Origin of the sequence: Rugamonas rivuli, from assembly GCF_009380165.1 — a bacterium.
Taxonomy (GTDB): Bacteria; Pseudomonadota; Gammaproteobacteria; order Burkholderiales; family Burkholderiaceae_D; genus Rugamonas; species Rugamonas rivuli.
The window spans coordinates 902,353-918,755 of sequence record NZ_WHUF01000003.1 but is presented as its reverse complement, the minus strand read 5'-3'; the positions used below and the strand labels follow the sequence as shown (position 1 = coordinate 918,755).

Below are 16,403 nucleotides of genomic sequence, written 5' to 3'. Positions count from 1 at the left end.
ATGTCAGACTTGACCCCCGCTGTGTTACTGCGCTTGCAGCTCGACGGCGATCATGTTGTCGTCGGGCTTGCGGTCGATGAGCTTGTTGTCCGGGTCGATGCCGGCGCGGCCCGGGCGGCCGTTGATGACCACGGTGTACAGATTGTCCTTGCGCTCGACCAGCATGCGCTCGCGGTACAGGCTGTTGCCATCCTTGTCGTCGATGCCGATGTCGATCCAGTCCTTCAGCGGCGTATCCTTCTCCGCACCCTGGTCGTCGGCCCGCACCTTGGCCGCGCTGACCGCGAAGGTCACTTCATACTTGCCGTCCGCCAGCCTGCGCGCCGTGGCCGACACCGCATGGTTTTCATACAGCACGATGTGGTTGAACAAGTCGTCGATCAGGTAAGCCTGCTCCGGCGGCGTGATCTTGCGCAGCGCTTCGATCAGCACCGTCACGCTAGGGTAGGGCCCGCTCTTGCGGCCATACTGCGCCAGCATCTCCTTCAGCGCGCCGTTGACCTTGGCCTCGCCGACGATATCCTGCAACTGGTACATCGCCAGGCTGCCCTTGCGGTACTGGATGTAGTTCTGGTTTTCATTCTCCGCCAGCGGCAGTTCCTTCTTGCGCTCCAGCGCGCGGCCCACCAGGTACTGGTCCAGGTCGTAGTGCAGGAAGCGGCGCATCTTGTCCGCGCCGAAATTCTTCTTCATCACCATCAGCGCCGAATACTCGGCCAGCGTCTCGCTCAGCACCGTGCCGCCGCGCGTGTTGCCGCCGACCAGCTGGTGGCCCCACCACTGGTGCGCCACTTCATGCGCGGTGATGTAGAACGGATAGTCGATGTCCTTCGGATTCTTGTCGTTGACCTTGGCGATGAAGCCTATCGATTCCGCATACGGTATCGTGGTCGGGAACGATTGCGCGAACGTGGCGTAGCGCGGGAACTCGACGATGCGCACCAGCTTGTGCTGGTAAGGGCCGAAGTTGCGCGTGTAGTAGTCCAGCGATTCCTTGATGCCCTTGTCCATGCGGTCCAGGTTGTACTCGTGGCCGGGATGGTAGTACAGCTCGATGCCGACATCCTGCCACCAGTCGCGCTTGACCAGGTAGCGCGCCGACTGGAAGGCGTAGAAGTTGAGGATGGGCTGGTCCATCTTGTAGTGGTAGTAGTGCCGCCCCTGCTTGCTCCATTCCTTGACCAGCGTGCCCGGCGCGATGGCGATCTGGTCGGCGCTGGTGCTGACGGTGGCGTCGAAGGTCAGCCAGTCGGCGTCGCTGCTGGCGAAGTTGTTGGCCAGGCCGGCCGGGTCGTCGCGCGGCAGCATGCGCTCGCGCGCCGGCAGCTTGTGCTTCTTGCGGTCGCGGGCGTCGTTCAGTTCCATCATCTGCTGGTAGCCGATGTGCGGCAGCACGCTGTTGTTGAAGAAGGTGCCGTTGCCGATCACCGGCGTGTCCTGGCCTATGCCCAGGATGCCCTTGGGGACGTAGGCGACGTCGAAGTCCATCGTCAGCTGCGCGCCCGGCGCCAGCGGCTTGGCCAGCTTGTAGCTGTAGAAGCCCAGCTCTTCGTCCTGGAAGCCCGGCCGCACATCCTGGCTGAAGCGTACCTTGTACTGGGTGCTGGTGTTGTCCTGGTAGACCAGCACATCGCTGATCGGTTGCGCGGTCTTGTTCTCCAGCAGGTAGCGGCCCTTGACGATCAGGCTGCGCCGCTCCGGCACGATGGCGACGTCGAGCTTGACGTCGGTGATGCGCGGCTGCGGCACCACGGAGAACTTCTTGTATTTGCGTTCGTAGTCGGCGCGCTCGCCATCCTTCTGGTACTGCGTCTTGTAGCACTGTGCGATGTGGGTGTTATAGAACAGCACGCTGCCGGCGCCGACGAAGATCAGCAGGCCGGCCGCGACCGTGGTCAGCACCGGCACGGTCAGCGCGTGGCGGGCCAGTTGCAGGCGCTGGCGCCAGCCGTCGTTGGTGCCGCGCGCCCAGAACAGCAGCGACAGCACCGCCAGCAGCAGCGCCGCGCCGCCCCAGTAGGCTTCGAACCAGCGCTCGCGCGGCAGGAAGTGGCCGTAGCCGTTCATGGCGGAGTAGATGAAGCTCGGCACGTTGCCGTAGATGAGCATGGGGTCGTCGACGCCGACCGTGCCCAGCGTCAGGCTGGCCAGGTAGTAGACGATCATCGCGAAGTAGGCCAGGTATTTCTGGTTGATCAGCACTTGCAGCGCGATCGCCAGCACCGCCGACAGCGCATAGCCCGGCAGCTGGATCAGGAACAACTGGTAGAGGTAGAGGCCGGGTTCGAGGATGAAATAGCCTTTGACGATCTGGATCGCCATGCCGCACAACATCACCACGCCCATCAGCATCGCCTGCAGGCCGATCAGCGCGAACAGCTTGGCCAGCATCGGCAGCCAGCTCGGGATGGGCAGCGCGTCCAGCATCTGCCCCATGCGCGCCTCGCGTTCGCGCCACACCAGCTCGCCCGCGTAGAAGGTGGTGATGACGAACATGAACAGCGCGAAGGTTTCCGACACGGCTTCCAGCACCAGGTAGGTGACGGGGTAGGTGGTGGTGCCGAACATCGAGCCCATGTCCAGCGCGCTGGCGAACATCATCAGCACGCCGGCCAGCACGATCACCAGGAAGTAGATGTTCTTGGTGGTTTCACGCAGGTTCAGCCAGCTCATCTTGAACAGCAGCGCGGCCAGGCTGCGCGACGCGAAGTCGGGCTTTTCCTGGGTGCTGGTCGATTGGGCCGACAGGTGCAGCGGGGTTTCGCCTTCGCCGCGGCTGGTGCTGCCGGAGCCGCTGTCGATGGTGGCGATGAAGTGGAAGCGCCAGTAGCCCAGCAGCAGGCCGGCCAGCGCGAACGAACACCACAGCACGCGGTTCAGCAGGTACACGCCTTCCGGCCAGAACATGCGGGTATTGCGTTCGACGATGGGCCAGTATTCGGTCACGCGGATCACGGCGGTGGTGCCGAAGGGATCGATCAGCGCGGCCAGGGTCTTGAAGTCGAGGTCGCGCGCCAGGCCGGGAGCGACGATGTAGCCGATCAACATGACCACGCTGGAAATGTAGACCGGCAGCATGCGCCGCGTCAGCGCGGCCAGGATGAAGAACACGGCGCCGAAGATAAAGATGTTGGGCAGGATGACGATCAGGTAGGGGATCACATAGCCCAGCACGCCGGGCTGGCCCAGCCGCTCGGGATCGATGCCGGGGATGTAGCTGCCCAGCCAGGTGCCCAGCACTATGCTGGTGAAGATGATGGCCAGCGTCAGGTAGGCGCCGAGGAAGCGGCCGAACATGTACTGGTGCTTCTTGATCGGTGCGCTGAAGAAGAAGTGCTGCATGTCGTATTCGAAATCCTGCTGCACCGAGCGGCCCATCATGGCCGCCATCACCACCACGCCCAGCGAGCCGAGCAGGCTGGTGGTGAACATCAGCGAGCGGGGCGAATCGATAAATTGGGTGCCGAAGGTGACGGAAGCGCCCTTGAAGACGCCGCCGGCGGCGGCCATCCACAGCAGGGACAGCGCGAGGAAGCCGAGGAAATAGACCCAGGTGGACAGCAGCTTGAGGCGCTGGCGCGCTTCAAAATAGGCGATGGAAAACATGGGACCGCCTTAATCGCAGGTGGCCGCAGCAACGTGGCGGCCGGCGATGGTGGCGAAGTAGACGTCTTCCAGGTCGCCGATGGCTTCTTCGAAGCCGTCGCCGGGATCGCTCTCGCTGTAGACGTGGATGAGGGTGCGGCCGGACAGCAGGCGCGACGAGATCACCGGATGGCGCAGCTGGAACGACGGCAGGTCGCGCTTGTCGATGAAGCGGGCCCAGATCTTGTCGCTCACTTCGTGGATCAGTTCCTGGGTCGGGCCGCACAGCAGCAGGTGGCCCTTGTTGATGATGGCCATGTTGGCGCACAGGTCGGCGACGTCGCTGACGATGTGGGTCGACAGGATCACGGTCTTGTCTTCGCCGATGTCGGACAGCAGGTTGTGGAAGCGCACGCGCTCCTGCGGGTCGAGGCCGGCCGTCGGCTCGTCGACGATGATCAGCTTGGGATCGCCCAGCAGCGCCTGGGCGATGCCGAAGCGCTGGCGCATGCCGCCCGAGAAGCCGCCGAGGCGCTGGTTGCGCACGTCGAACAGATTGGTTTGCTGCAGCAGGCCGTCGACCACTTCGCGCCGGCGGTTGCGGTTGGACAGGCCCTTGAGCACGGCAAAATGGTCGAGCAGCTCGTAGGCGGTCACTTTCGGATACACGCCGAAATCCTGCGGCAGGTAGCCCAGCAGGCGGCGCACTTCGTCTTTTTCATCCAGCACGTCGATGTCGTCCAGGAAGACGGAACCGGAATCGCATTCCTGCAAGGTGGCCAGCGTACGCATCAGCGTCGACTTGCCGGCGCCGTTGGGCCCGAGCAAACCGAACATCCCGGTCGGGATGGTGAGCGAAATATTGTCCAGCGCTACGACGCCATTGCCGTAGGTTTTAGACAAGTTGCTGATACGTAATTCCATGCTAACTCCTGAATGATTCTGCCGGTGTCTGCTCCGTGTTTCTGCACGGCCATACACTTTTCACATGATGGCATTGTATTGGGTTTGCCCTATACATGGGGTTCCATTGCGACGGGCGGCGCAAACCGTGCGCCAGAGTGCAAAAAAGGCCGACCAGACGGCGGCCTGAGGCGGGGACTTTTCGGGCTAGTTGAATAGACAACTTGTTCAATTTCTAAACAAAACCTGCTCGCGGTTGAACCACCAGCGGCACAGGGCCAGCAGGGCGCCGGCGGTCAGCGTGGTCGACAGCAGGATCACCGAGAACATGCTGTAGTCCATGGTGCCCTTGACCAGCTCCTTCATCGCCAGCGACACATTGGTCAGCGGCACCATCGCCCATTTCCAGTTCAGCTCCACGCCGGGCAGCAGCGCCACCAGTGTCGGCAGGATGGTGACGATGATCAGCGGCGAGATCAGGCCGGCGGCCTCCTTGTAGCTCTTGGCGTAGACCGAGATCGACAGCAGGATGGCGGCGAAGATGGCGGCGGTCGGCACCAGCATCAGCGCCACCATGGCCAGGTCCAGCAGGCCGATGGCGCGCACCATCTGCACCAGGTCGCCGCCGATCAGCGGGCCGAAGAAGTACAGCAGCATGCCCATGCTGCCTATCATCAGCAGCGCCGAGGTCAGGCCGACGGTGAACAGCATCAGGAACTTGGCCATCACCAGCGCGGTGCGCGAGACCGGCGCCAGCAGCAGGGTTTCCAGCGTGCCGCGTTCCTTCTCGCCGGCGCCGGTGTCGATCGCCGGATACATCGCCGCCATCACGCACACCATCAGCAGGATGTAGGGCAGCATGCCGCCGACCACCGCGCCCATCTGCTCGCGCTTGTCGGCGGTGGAATGGTCTTCCAGCGTGATCGGGTCGAGCGCGAAGCGCAGCTGCTCCTTGTTGAGGTTGAGCGCGGACAGCGCCTGTTCGCGCAGCACGCGGTTCTGGCCGCCGATCACCGACATCACGCGCTTGCGCGTCAGGTCGACGGTGACGGCGCTGTTGTAGTGCAGCGCGATCACGCCTTGCTGCTGCTGGGCCAGGCTCTGTTCGAAGCCGGCCGGGATCACCAGCGCGAACTTGATGCGGTCGTCGCCGATGGCGGTCTTGATGTCGGCAGGGCTGGCCAGCACCACTTCGCGGAAGCCCTTCTCCTTGGCGAAGCGTTCGGCCAGATGCGGCGCGTGGTCTTTGCCGAAAATGGAGTAAGTCATCTCGGCCTGGCTGGCCTGCTTGAACAGGCTCTGGGAGACGAAGCCGAAGCCGGTGAAGATCAGCGGCATCGCGAACACGGGGATGAAGACGGTGAAGAAGAAGGTGCGGCGGTCGCGCGCCAGCTCCAGCAACTCCTTCAGATAGATGATCCACATGGCTCAGCCCCCCTGGTTGATGACGCCGACGAAAGCGTCGTACAGATCGGCGCTGCCGCCCAGGTGGCGCAGCTCGTCGACCGTGCCGTGGAAGGCGGTCTTGCCGTGGTTGATGATGCACACGCGGTCACACAGTTTTTCCACCTCGTGCAGGTGATGGGTGGAGAAGATCAGCGGCACATGCAGCGCCTTGTAGCTGGCGATGAAGTCCAGCAGGATCTTGGCCGACATCACGTCGAGGCCGGTGGTCGGCTCGTCGAGGATGACGATCTGCGGCTCGTGCACGACGGTGCGGGCGATCGAGCATTTCTGCTTCATGCCGGTGGACAGCTGGTCGGCGCGCTTGTTGCCGTATTCGGTCATTTGCAGCAGCTCGAACAGTTCATCGCAGCGGCGCTTCAGGTAGGCCGGGCTCATGCCGTGCAGGCGGCCGAAGTATTCGACGTTTTCGCGCGCGGTCAGGCGGCCGTACAAGCCGGTGGTGCCGGACAGGAAGCCGATGTGCTGGCGGGCCGCGACCGGATCGTGCAGCAGGTCGACGCCGTTGGCGTGTATGCTGCCGGCATCGGGTTTCAGCGCGGTGGAGAGCAGGCGCAGCGTGGTGGTCTTGCCGGCGCCGTTGGGTCCGAGCAGGCCCAGCACCTCACCGGGCGCGCAGCGGAAACTGACATCGCGCACTGCATGGAACCAGCCGTCGTGGTCGCGCGGATCGCGAGCCGCCTGCGCGGGTTTGCCGCCGCGCGACGGCAGCCGAAAACGCTTGGCGAGACCCCTGACCTCGATCATTGCAGTGTCCTTGTTAAAAAGATTTCAAGAGTAGCATGTAAAAATTCTCACACGCAAGCTACTAGCTGTACAAATGTCTTGCTATAGTCGGATATGGGAGAAGAATAAAAAATGAATCCTCAATTGCAGGAAAAAATACTGGCCGTGACGCATTGCGGCGTGGACCGTAACGAATCCACCGGCTTCTTCCGCGTGGCCTTGGGCCTGTATTACCTGTCGGGCCTGATGACCAAGGAAACGCTGGACTTCAAGCAGCTGGACCGCGACTTCAACCGCTTCATCTACCATAGCATCGGCAAGGGCCACAGCATCACTAGCATCCTGCAATACATGAGCGGGGAGAAGGTGGTGCCGGTGGTGGAGTCCAAGCGCTTCCTGCGGGCGTTCGCGCTGCACTGCACCGAAGTGCCGGTGGAGAACATCCCCTTCCTGCTCGGCCTGAACCTCAGCGTGGCGAAGGATATCTCCAAGATGGACGTGCGCGGGCCGGTGGCCGACTACATCGAACGCCAGCGCCAGTTGCGCGAGGCGGCCGAGGCAAATTAAGGCGTCCGCGCCTATAATATTGCTTTCGTCCGAATTCGAGTCTGCACATGGCCGCACATCACCACACCCCGCTGGACCGTTTGATTGCCGGCGCCGACAAGGCGCTGCGCGTGATTACCGGCGTCGCCTCCGCCTCGCGCCCGACGCCGGCGCTGCACGCGGCCGACGCCCGCATGAGCGAAGCGGAAATCCGCCACAGCGCTGGCTTGATGCGGGTGAATCATGTGGGCGAGGTCTGCGCGCAGGCGCTGTACAACTCGCAGAGCCGCTTCGCCAAGACCGAGCAGATGCGCGCGCAGTTCGAGCAGGCGGGCAGGGAAGAGGAAGACCATCTGGCCTGGACCGCGCAGCGCCTGGGCGAATTGAATTCGCACATCAGCGTGCTCAATCCCTTGTTCTATGCGGGCGCGTATGCACTGGGCACGGTGGCCGCGGTGCTGGGCGATGCGCGCAGCCTGGGCTTTGTGGTGGAGACGGAGCGGCAGGTGGAGGCGCATCTGGCCAGCCATCTGGACAAGCTGCCGCCGCAGGACGCCAAGTCGCGCGCCATTGTCGAGCAGATGCGGTTGGATGAAATCGAACACGGCGCCGCCGCGCAGGCACTGGGCGCCTCGCAGACGCCGGCTCCGGTGCAGGCGGTGATGGCGGTGATGGGCAAGGTCATGACCAGCACCGCGTATTACATTTAAGCCTCGACAATTTCAAACGAGTGGGTGATCTCGGCAGTCTTGCCGAGCATGATGGACGCCGAGCAGTACTTGTCGTGCGACAGCGTGATCGCCCGTTCCACAGCCTCCGGTTTCAAATCCTTGCCGGTCACGGTGAAGTGGAAGTTAATCTTGGTGAACACTTTCGGCTCCGTGTCCGCGCGCGCGGCCGTCAGCGTGCATTCGCAACCGCGGATGTCGGCGCGGCCCTTCTTCAAAATCAGCACCACGTCATACGCCGTGCAGCCGCCGGTGCCCAGCAACACCATCTCCATCGGCCGCGGCGCCAGGTTGTGACCGCCGCCCTCGGGCGCGCCATCCATGTTGACCATGTGGCCGGAGCCGGTCGTGGCCAAGAAACTCATGCCCGACGGGCCATTCCAGCTGACTTTGCATTCCATCATTCTCTCCGTTAAAAAGCGTTGCGCATATTGTAAAGGAGTCCGGCCGGACTGGCTTGCATGAGGTTTTATTGCTTGCTGTTACTCCGAACGAATCGCATACTTTATGACTTAGATCAAGGAGGCTCTGATGACTCATGCTATCAAGTACCTTTGTTCCTATGGCGATTTGACCGAGCCGGGCAGTACGCAGCCAGGTCCGTTGGCCGACGATTTCACGCTCAATTCCCCGGTCGGCGTGCATGCCGATAGTTACGGCAGGCTGTGGGTGTGCGATACCGGCAACAGCCGCGTGCTGATCTTCGACGCCGACCTGTCCACGCTGCTGCACGTGATCGAAGGCCCGGGCGAGGACACGCCCGACGCGCCGCGCCTGCTGATGCCCTTCCATGTCTGCCCCCATCCCACCCACCAGCTGATGTACTGCACCGACATGGGCCACGGCCGCGTGGTCGCGTTCGCGTACGACGAGGAGGACGTGTGGTTCAGCTACGCCTTCGGCGAGGGCGGCGACAGCTACCTGCCGCTGTCCGACCCGAACGGCATCACCGTGGTGCGCGAGCGCGACGGCGTCGACTACCTGTACGTCTGCGACGAGTTCTTCCACACGGCCGACGACCTGGCCAGCCGCTGCGTCAAGTTCACACTGGAAGGCGAATTCGTCAGCCAGTTCCGCCACGTCGCTGGCCCCGGCGTCAAGCATGAACTGCTGTGGCCGCAAGGCTTGGCCAGCGATGCGCGAGGCAACCTCTACCTCGCCAACACCGGCCACTACGAAGTGCTGAAGATCAGCACCGACTGGCCCATCGTCGGCGAATGCGTGCAGGCGCCGCATGACGCGGTGATGCTGCACCAGCACGGCAAGCCCACCGGCATCGGCAAGTTCAACGTGATGCGCTCGGTGTGCGTGATCGGCGACCGCGTGTTCGTGCCGGGGCACGTCGAGAACGCCATCACGGTGTACGACCTGGCCGGCAACGAGGTCAGCGAGGTCAACGGCTTGCGGCCCTTGTGGAACCACGCGCCGGAGCCGGTGCACAGCCTGTCCGACTTCGTCTACGGCGTGCTGGAGGATGTGGTGTTCGTCGGCCCCTACCAGGTCTGCGCGGCGGAAGGCGAACCGGATGTGTATTTCATCAGCGAGCCCTTTGCCTCCAGCGTGATCAAGGTGCGTATCCCGCGCGTGCAGGGCGATGAGAATGCGCTGCTGATCGAGTCGGTCGGCCACCGGCGCGACGACCAGAACCGGCTGCGCGACAGCTCGCAGTTCAATTGCATGACCTCGGTGATCGGCTTTAATCGCGAACGCCGCACCGTGCCGCGCGAGCCTCAGGCCGCCGGCAACTGGATCGACCAGTGGGCCACGGCCACGACCAGCATCTACAAGTATTGGTACGACCAGTTCCGTACCCACATGGGCATCGATCCGCTGGCGCGCATGGCGAACGCATCGCTGAACATCGATTCCGGCAACTGGTGCATGAAGACCTTCAACACCGAAAGCGATCCCTGCCATCAGTTGCAGGACATGATGCGCGGCTTCTTCGTGCCGGGCGACCTGGCGATGGATGTCTACTATCCGCACACGCCGCCGCTGGGGCAGATCTGTCCCGGCACGCCGATCGTGTTCGTCACCAACTTCAATCTGTGCACGGTGACGATGTACCAGTTCAATCCGGCCGGCTACCTGATCAACTACGGCATGCCGTTCGGCCGCGAGGGCATAGGCGGGGACGGCACGCTGAAGGCGCCGCAGGGCATCGCCATCAACGGCCAGGGCGAGATCTATATCGCCGATTCGCTCAACAACCGGATTTCGATGTGGCAGTTGCAAGCGACCGGCTACGTGGTGTTCCGCAAAAACTTCCGCTGGCAATCCGACGAAGACTTCACGCCCTGCGACATCGCCATCGACGCCCAGGATCGCCTGTTCGTCTGCGACCAGTTCAACAACTGCCTGCGCGTGTTCGACCGCGACGGCAACAGCCTGTGGAGCTACGGCTATCTAGGCTATTGTGATGATGTCAATGTTGACTATGAAAAGTTCATGCTGCCGGCCAGCGTCTGCATCGACGGCGAGCGCCTGATCGTCAACGACCTGGTCAACCGCGCGCTGAAAGTGTTCCGCATCGGCGAGCACACGCTGCACTACGAGACCGGCATTTCCGTGTTCAAGAAGTACCCGGACGCGGGCGGCGTCTGGATGCCGTACTTCATCTACGCCGACCGCGGCCGCCTGTACGTGCCCGACACGACTTTCAATGTGGTCAATGTTTTCCGCTATGGGGCCGCGGAGCCTGATTCCGCCAGCATTGCGGCTTGACGCGGCGGGGCTTTCCCGCTTATACTTGTCGGCTTTCCGTTCGCTCAGGAAAGTAAATAAGAAGGCCGAGTCCGCTGAAGCAATGGCGGAACCACCATTTGAGCGTGTTTTGATTATTTAGGAAGTCAACATGAAAACTTTTTCCGCTAAGGGCCATGAAGTCCAGCGTGATTGGTTCGTGATTGACGCGACGGACAAAGTCCTCGGACGTGTTGCCAGCGAAGTGGCACTCCGACTGCGCGGCAAACACAAGCCAGAATTTACTCCTCACGTCGATACCGGCGATTTCATCGTCATCGTCAATGCAGGCAAGCTGCGCGTGACCGGCACCAAAGCAACCGAGAAGACCTACTACCGTCACTCGGGCTACCCAGGTGGCATCTATGAGACCAACTTCCTGAAAATGCAACAGCGTTTCCCAGGCCGTGCTCTGGAAAAAGCCGTCAAAGGTATGCTGCCGAAGGGCCCACTGGGCTACGCAATGATCAAGAAGCTGAAAGTGTACGCTGAAGGTTCGCACCCGCACGCTGCTCAGCAACCTAAAGCACTCGAAATCTAAGGAACTGACATGATCGGTAACTACAATTACGGCACCGGCCGTCGCAAGAGTGCAGTAGCTCGTGTGTTTATCAAAGTTGGCACTGGCCAAATCATCGTTAACGGCAAGCCAGCGGCTGAGTACTTCTCCCGCGAAACCGGCCTGATGGTTATTCGTCAACCACTGGAACTGACCGGCAACGTTGAGCGTTTTGACATCAAAGTCAACGTTCACGGCGGCGGCGAGTCCGGCCAGGCAGGTGCTGTGCGTCACGGCATCACCCGCGCTCTGATCGACTACGATGCAGCGCTGAAGGGCGATCTGGCACGCGCCGGCTTCGTTACCCGCGATGCACGTGAAGTTGAACGTAAAAAAGTTGGTCTGCGCAAAGCACGTCGCGCAAAACAATTCTCGAAGCGTTAATTTTTACGCTGTGGTGCGCTGCTTGCGGCGCATCCTCAAAAAAGCCGCCGGCCTTGTGTCGGGCGGCTTTTTTGCTATCTGGCAGGCGTCATGCGTCTGTCGCATATGCCTGATAAAATGGCAGTCCCCTCCACGCATTACCTCATTCAAGGAAAGAACATGATCAAAGTTGGCATCGTCGGCGGCACCGGATACACCGGAGTGGAATTGCTGCGACTGTTGGCAGTCCACCCTGATGTGCAGCTGACGGCTATCACGTCGCGCAAGGAAGATGGTTTGCCGGTTGCCGATATGTTCCCTTCGCTGCGCGGCCGCGTGAACATCGCCTTCTCGTCGCCGGACAAGGCCGACCTGAGCAAGTGCGACGTGGTGTTCTTCGCCACCCCGCACGGCGTCGCCATGGCGCAGGCGCCCGAGCTGCTGGCGGCCGGCGTCAAGGTGATCGACCTGGCGGCGGACTTCCGCATCAAGGACAAGGCTGTCTTTGAAAAATGGTACAAGATCGAGCACACCTGCCCGGGCCTGCTGGATGAAGCCGCCTACGGCCTGGCTGAACTGAACCGCGACGCCATCAAGGGCGCGCGCCTGGTCGCCAATCCGGGCTGCTACCCGACCACCATGCAGCTGGGCTACTACCCGCTGCTGAAGGCCGGCCTGATCGACGCTGGTTCGCTGATCGCCGACTGCAAGTCTGGCGTGTCCGGCGCCGGCCGCAAGGCTGAGATCGCTACGCTGTTCTCGGAATCGAGCGACAACTTCAAGGCCTACGGCGTGGCCGGCCACCGCCACACGCCGGAAACCTCGGCGCAGCTGCAGAAGTTCACCGCCGACAAGGTCGGCCTGGTGTTCACGCCGCACCTGGTGCCGATGATACGCGGCATGCACTCGACGCTGTACGGCCGTCTGACCAAGGACATCAGCAACGAAGAGCTGCAAGCGCTGTTCGAAGCGCAGTACAAGGATTCGCCGTTCGTCGACGTGATGCCGTTCGGCTCGCATCCGGAAACTCGTTCCACCCGTGGCTCCAACATGCTGCGCCTGGCGCTGCATCGCCCGGACAACGGCAACACCGTGATCGTGCTGGTGGTGCAGGACAACCTGGTCAAGGGTGCATCCGGCCAGGCGGTGCAGTGCATGAATTTGATGTTCGGCCTGGAAGAAACCACCGGCCTGACCCAGATCGCGCTGCTGCCGTAAATCAAAGTGCGGCAGGGCGGGGATAGTAGATTGAAGATTCCCGCCCACCTCGCCAGCAGAGAGCCGCAGATGATAGCCATGGACAGCCTGATCGGCTCCGCCACCCGCGTGCAAGGCAATGTGTTGTTCCGGGGCGGCATGCGCATCGACGGCGAGGTCATCGGTAATGTTGTCGGGGAGGCAGGACATCCCAGCTATCTGGTCATCGCCGAGCATGCTCGTGTGGAAGGCGAGATACGCTGCGACCACCTGGTGGTCAACGGCGAGGTCCAGGGTTGCGTTTTCAGTAGCGACCTGCTTGAAATCCAGCCCAGTGCCCGTATCATTGGGGATGTGAGCTACAAAGTTCTTGAAATGCACGGCGGCGCGCAGGTGTTGGGCACCTTGACCCATCGCGACAGCTCCGGCGCGGAGCCGTTTTTGGCGGTCTCCGGAGCATAATTTACGCCAACGGTCTATAATGGATCAAATGTTTTCACGTAGGAGTCTGAAATGAATGCTGTCGCCGAATCGCTCGATGTAATCCCGTCGCCTATTATCTTCACCGACAGCGCGGCGGAGAAGGTCGCTCAACTGATCGAGGAAGAGGGTAATCCAGACCTCAAACTGCGCGTATTCGTGCAGGGTGGCGGCTGCTCCGGCTTCCAGTACGGCTTCACGTTTGACGAAATCGTCAACGAAGACGACACCACCATGGTCAAGAACGGCGTCCAGCTGTTGATCGATTCGATGAGCTACCAGTACCTGGTCGGCGCGGAAATCGACTACAAGGACGACCTGGAAGGCGCGCAGTTCGTGATCAAGAATCCGACCGCCACCTCGACCTGCGGCTGCGGCTCGTCGTTCTCGGTTTAAATTAGTTTGCCCCATCAACGGCGGACAACTTCGGTTGTGCCGCCGTTTTTGTTTTAACGAGGGTAGAGCGCGCCCAGGACGCGATCGCCCTTGGCGCCCGTCACCGACGGCAGGTTGCCCGCCGTGCGCTCCGTGAAGCGGTAGCCCAGCCAGGCGAAGGCCATCGCCTCGACCCGGTTCGGCGCCACGCCCAGCGCCTGCGTCGACGCCAGCACCACCTGCTGGCCTAGCGCCGCCCCCAGCTCATTCATCAGCACGCCGTTGCAGGCGCCGCCTCCGCACACATAGACCGCCTGCGCGCCCGCGCCATGGGCCTGTATCGCCTGCGCCAGCGTCAACGCCGTCAGCTGCGTCAGCGTGCGCTGCACGTCGGCCGGGGCTGCGCCGGGGAAGGCGGCCAGGTGCCGGTCCAGCCAATTGATGTGGAACAGGTCGCGGCCGGTGCTCTTGGGCGCCGGCAGCGCGAAATACGGTTCGGCCAGCATGGCCGCCAGCAAGCCAGGGATGACTTGGCCGCTGGCCGCCCAGGCGCCGTCCTGGTCGAACTCCTTGCCCTGATGGCGCGCGATCCACGCATCCATCAGCACATTGCCGGGGCCGGTATCGAAACCGGTGACGGTGCCATCTGCCAGCACGCTGATGTTCGAGATGCCGCCGATATTGGCCACCACCCGCGTCTGCCCGGCCTTGCCGAACAGCGCCTGGTGGAAGGCCGGCACCAGCGGCGCCCCCTGGCCGCCGGCGGCGATGTCGCGGCTGCGGAAATCGGCGATGACGTCGATGCCGCACAGTTCGGCCAGCAGGGCGGGGTTGTTGGTCTGGCGCGTGAAGCCCAGCTCGGGACGGTGGCGGATGGTCTGGCCGTGCACCGCGACCGCGCGGATATCCTGCGCTTGCAGCGAGGCGTCGGCCAGCAGCGCCTGCACGCATTCGGCGTAGTACCGCGCCAGTTGATTGGCGGCCAGCGCCTCGCGCTCGATCTCGTTGTGGCCGGCGGCCTGCAAGGCCATCAGGTCGGCGCGCAGCGCGGGCGGGAAGGGCACGTAGGCGGCCGCCAGCGTGTCGATGGCGTCATCGCTGAAGCGCGCCAGCGCGCCGTCGACGCCGTCCAGGCTGGTGCCGGACATCAAACCGATATACAAAGACATTGCCGCACCCCGAAACTGAAAAGCGTATTTTGCCTGAGTATGCGTGTGCTGTCGCACGGAAGAAGCGGCCTCGACGGCGCATGATGATAAAAAAACAGGCCGCCGAGGCGACCTGTTTTGATGTGGCTTATTTCGCCGCGACGCGGGTGCCGCCGGAGCCGCCCGGCTGCAGCAGCGCGAAGCGGTGCGACATGTCGGAGGCATAGGCCTTGAAGCGGGACATCTCGGCGGCCGTCAGCGGTGCCTGGGCTTGCACGTTCATCGTGCTCGGGTCCTTGGCTTCGCCGCCGACGCGGAATTCGTAGTGCAAGTGCGCGCCGGTCGACCAGCCGGTGGTGCCGACGTAGCCGATCACGTCACCCTGGCTGACCTTGCTGCCCTTTTTGATGCCAGGCGCAAAGCGGCTCATGTGGGCGTAGGCGGTGGTGTAGTTGGCCCAGTGCTTGATCATGACGAAGTTGCCGTAGCCGTTTTGCGTGCCGGCGAAATCGATCACGCCATCGCCAGAAGCGCGGATAGGGGTGCCGGTCGGAGCAGGGAAGTCGATGCCTTTGTGGGCTTTCCACTGGCCGGAAATCGGATGCACGCGCATCGCGAAGCCGGAGGAAATACGGGAGAATTCAACTGGGGATTTGAGGAAGGCTTTCTTGAGGGCTTTGCCGTCGAAGCTGTAGTAGCCGCCGCCCTGTTTGCTTTGCGGGTCTTCGAACCAGACCGACTGATACGTCGTGCCCTTGTTGGTGAACTCGCCCGCCAGAATGCGGCCCGCTCGCACGAACTCGCCGTCCTGCCAGAAGGTTTCATAGACCACGTTGAAATGGTCGCCGCGCTTCAGGTCGCCGCGGAAGTCGATGCTGGTCGAGAACATCTCGACGATCTGCTTGACGATGGTGTCCGGCAGCTTGGCGCCGTCTTCGCTCGAATCGGTCGCCGCATACAGCGTCGAGCTGATGGTACGCGCATGCATTTCCACGCGGCGTTCCAGCTTGGCCGCTACTTCTTCCGCGATAAAGCCGTCACCCTTGCGGCTGATCTTGATGTTCTTGACCGGAATGTCCTTGCCATCCACCACGACCGCGCGCAGCCATTGCAGATTGCCCTCGTCGTCCGTCTGCGCCTGTACGCGCTTGCCGGTCTTGAGCTGCATGACGCCTTTCGCCACTTTGTCTTTTTTGATAAAGTTCTCGGCCGCGTCGTCGTCGACGCCCAGACGGGTCAGCAGCGCAGCCAGCGTATCGCCGGCGCGGATTTTTTCTTCGTGGACGAAGTGTTCGGTGGAGGATTGCTGTTCAAGCGCGGAGATCTGGGAGCTGAGGTCTGGCAGTGCTACCGATTCCTGGACCGATTTGACCGGCAGGTCGGACGCGTCAGGGGCGAGCGGAGCTACGCCGGCGGCACCAAAAGCACATACTGCGAGAAACAATGCAGACGCGCTGATGATGCGCGCCTTGCGCGTAGAACCTAGCAGACTGAACAAGCGTGAGCTCGTGAATTTATGTATTTGGTTCATGCAATCAGTTAAAATTTGCCGCTTGAACTATTCAGGAACGTTTTATTTCTTCTAAT

Annotated in this window: 15 protein-coding genes; 8 read left to right on the top strand and 7 right to left on the bottom strand. The window is 62.2% G+C overall.

The annotated features are described in order from the left end of the window. Positions 1 to 24 precede the first annotated feature (24 nt). The 4 genes from GEV01_RS14520 to GEV01_RS14505 form a co-directional block, all read right to left on the bottom strand. The gene (locus tag GEV01_RS14520; RefSeq protein ID WP_152805373.1) at positions 25 to 3,606 is read right to left on the bottom strand and encodes an ABC transporter permease/M1 family aminopeptidase; all 3,582 of its coding nucleotides are present in this window, start codon (positions 3,604 to 3,606) and stop codon (positions 25 to 27) included. Between the two features lie 9 nt (positions 3,607 to 3,615). Continuing rightward, complete coding sequence (locus GEV01_RS14515; RefSeq protein ID WP_152805371.1) at positions 3,616 to 4,509, bottom strand: ABC transporter ATP-binding protein; 894 nt, start codon at positions 4,507 to 4,509, stop codon at positions 3,616 to 3,618. A 207-nt stretch (positions 4,510 to 4,716) separates the two neighbouring features. Further along, positions 4,717 to 5,913, bottom strand: coding sequence for an ABC transporter permease (locus GEV01_RS14510; protein ID WP_152805369.1), 1,197 nt, complete (start codon positions 5,911 to 5,913; stop codon positions 4,717 to 4,719). 3 nt (positions 5,914 to 5,916) lie between these two features. Next, positions 5,917 to 6,699, bottom strand: coding sequence for an ABC transporter ATP-binding protein (locus GEV01_RS14505; RefSeq protein ID WP_152805367.1), 783 nt, complete (start codon positions 6,697 to 6,699; stop codon positions 5,917 to 5,919). 111 nt (positions 6,700 to 6,810) lie between these two features. Here GEV01_RS14505 and GEV01_RS14500 point away from each other — a divergent pair, with 111 nt between their 5' ends. Together GEV01_RS14500 and coq7 are read left to right on the top strand one after the other, a co-directional pair. Then, positions 6,811 to 7,245, top strand: a complete 435-nt coding sequence (locus tag GEV01_RS14500; RefSeq protein WP_152805365.1) for a hypothetical protein — start codon at positions 6,811 to 6,813, stop codon at positions 7,243 to 7,245. Between the two features lie 47 nt (positions 7,246 to 7,292). Continuing rightward, positions 7,293 to 7,934 carry a 2-polyprenyl-3-methyl-6-methoxy-1,4-benzoquinone monooxygenase gene (coq7, locus tag GEV01_RS14495; protein WP_152805363.1) on the top strand — a complete coding sequence of 214 codons (642 nt, stop codon included), beginning with the start codon at positions 7,293 to 7,295 and terminating at the stop codon, positions 7,932 to 7,934. On the opposite strand, the gene GEV01_RS14490 is transcribed toward coq7, so the two are convergent. Then, positions 7,931 to 8,353 carry an OsmC family protein gene (locus GEV01_RS14490; RefSeq protein WP_152805361.1) on the bottom strand — a complete coding sequence of 141 codons (423 nt, stop codon included), beginning with the start codon at positions 8,351 to 8,353 and terminating at the stop codon, positions 7,931 to 7,933. The genes coq7 and GEV01_RS14490 overlap by 4 nt on opposite strands. Positions 8,354 to 8,483: 130 nt before the next feature. Here GEV01_RS14490 and GEV01_RS14485 point away from each other — a divergent pair, with 130 nt between their 5' ends. The 6 genes from GEV01_RS14485 to erpA all read left to right on the top strand — a co-directional run bounded on the left by GEV01_RS14485 (position 8,484) and on the right by erpA (position 13,689). After that, positions 8,484 to 10,676 carry an NHL repeat-containing protein gene (locus GEV01_RS14485; RefSeq protein WP_152805359.1) on the top strand — a complete coding sequence of 731 codons (2,193 nt, stop codon included), beginning with the start codon at positions 8,484 to 8,486 and terminating at the stop codon, positions 10,674 to 10,676. A gap of 130 nt (positions 10,677 to 10,806) precedes the next feature. Then, positions 10,807 to 11,235 carry a 50S ribosomal protein L13 gene (gene rplM / locus GEV01_RS14480; RefSeq protein ID WP_008445136.1) on the top strand — a complete coding sequence of 143 codons (429 nt, stop codon included), beginning with the start codon at positions 10,807 to 10,809 and terminating at the stop codon, positions 11,233 to 11,235. Positions 11,236 to 11,244: 9 nt separating this feature from the next. Next, positions 11,245 to 11,637: a 30S ribosomal protein S9 gene (gene rpsI / locus GEV01_RS14475; RefSeq protein WP_008445137.1), complete on the top strand. Its 393-nt coding sequence runs from the start codon at positions 11,245 to 11,247 to the stop codon at positions 11,635 to 11,637. A gap of 159 nt (positions 11,638 to 11,796) precedes the next feature. After that, the gene (argC, locus tag GEV01_RS14470; protein WP_152805357.1) at positions 11,797 to 12,834 is read left to right on the top strand and encodes an N-acetyl-gamma-glutamyl-phosphate reductase; all 1,038 of its coding nucleotides are present in this window, start codon (positions 11,797 to 11,799) and stop codon (positions 12,832 to 12,834) included. A 69-nt stretch (positions 12,835 to 12,903) separates the two neighbouring features. Beyond that, positions 12,904 to 13,275, top strand: a complete 372-nt coding sequence (locus tag GEV01_RS14465) for a bactofilin family protein (protein ID WP_152805736.1) — start codon at positions 12,904 to 12,906, stop codon at positions 13,273 to 13,275. 51 nt (positions 13,276 to 13,326) lie between these two features. Further along, positions 13,327 to 13,689, top strand: a complete 363-nt coding sequence (erpA, locus tag GEV01_RS14460; RefSeq protein ID WP_008445143.1) for an iron-sulfur cluster insertion protein ErpA — start codon at positions 13,327 to 13,329, stop codon at positions 13,687 to 13,689. A gap of 53 nt (positions 13,690 to 13,742) precedes the next feature. Here erpA and GEV01_RS14455 read toward each other — a convergent pair whose 3' ends face one another. Together GEV01_RS14455 and GEV01_RS14450 are read right to left on the bottom strand one after the other, a co-directional pair. Beyond that, positions 13,743 to 14,837: an anhydro-N-acetylmuramic acid kinase gene (locus GEV01_RS14455; RefSeq protein WP_152805356.1), complete on the bottom strand. Its 1,095-nt coding sequence runs from the start codon at positions 14,835 to 14,837 to the stop codon at positions 13,743 to 13,745. 127 nt (positions 14,838 to 14,964) lie between these two features. Beyond that, positions 14,965 to 16,347, bottom strand: coding sequence for a M23 family metallopeptidase (locus GEV01_RS14450; protein ID WP_043479745.1), 1,383 nt, complete (start codon positions 16,345 to 16,347; stop codon positions 14,965 to 14,967). Positions 16,348 to 16,403: the final 56 nt, after the last annotated feature.

Excerpts from the sequence above, each read along its gene's own strand:
- coq7 (WP_152805363.1), top strand. The coding sequence starts at position 7,293 with ATGGCCGCACATCACCACACCCCGCTGGACCGTTTGATTGCCGGCGCC.
- GEV01_RS14490 (WP_152805361.1), bottom strand. The coding sequence starts at position 8,353 with ATGGAATGCAAAGTCAGCTGGAATGGCCCGTCGGGCATGAGTTTCTTG.
- rpsI (WP_008445137.1), top strand. The coding sequence starts at position 11,245 with ATGATCGGTAACTACAATTACGGCACCGGCCGTCGCAAGAGTGCAGTA.
- rplM (WP_008445136.1), top strand. The coding sequence starts at position 10,807 with ATGAAAACTTTTTCCGCTAAGGGCCATGAAGTCCAGCGTGATTGGTTC.
- GEV01_RS14515 (WP_152805371.1), bottom strand. The coding sequence starts at position 4,509 with ATGGAATTACGTATCAGCAACTTGTCTAAAACCTACGGCAATGGCGTC.
- erpA (WP_008445143.1), top strand. The coding sequence starts at position 13,327 with ATGAATGCTGTCGCCGAATCGCTCGATGTAATCCCGTCGCCTATTATC.
- GEV01_RS14485 (WP_152805359.1), top strand. The coding sequence starts at position 8,484 with ATGACTCATGCTATCAAGTACCTTTGTTCCTATGGCGATTTGACCGAG.
- GEV01_RS14510 (WP_152805369.1), bottom strand. The coding sequence starts at position 5,913 with ATGTGGATCATCTATCTGAAGGAGTTGCTGGAGCTGGCGCGCGACCGC.
- GEV01_RS14500 (WP_152805365.1), top strand. The coding sequence starts at position 6,811 with ATGAATCCTCAATTGCAGGAAAAAATACTGGCCGTGACGCATTGCGGC.
- argC (WP_152805357.1), top strand. The coding sequence starts at position 11,797 with ATGATCAAAGTTGGCATCGTCGGCGGCACCGGATACACCGGAGTGGAA.
- GEV01_RS14450 (WP_043479745.1), bottom strand. The coding sequence starts at position 16,347 with ATGAACCAAATACATAAATTCACGAGCTCACGCTTGTTCAGTCTGCTA.
- GEV01_RS14505 (WP_152805367.1), bottom strand. The coding sequence starts at position 6,699 with ATGATCGAGGTCAGGGGTCTCGCCAAGCGTTTTCGGCTGCCGTCGCGC.
- GEV01_RS14455 (WP_152805356.1), bottom strand. The coding sequence starts at position 14,837 with ATGTCTTTGTATATCGGTTTGATGTCCGGCACCAGCCTGGACGGCGTC.
- GEV01_RS14520 (WP_152805373.1), bottom strand. The coding sequence starts at position 3,606 with ATGTTTTCCATCGCCTATTTTGAAGCGCGCCAGCGCCTCAAGCTGCTG.
- GEV01_RS14465 (WP_152805736.1), top strand. The coding sequence starts at position 12,904 with ATGATAGCCATGGACAGCCTGATCGGCTCCGCCACCCGCGTGCAAGGC.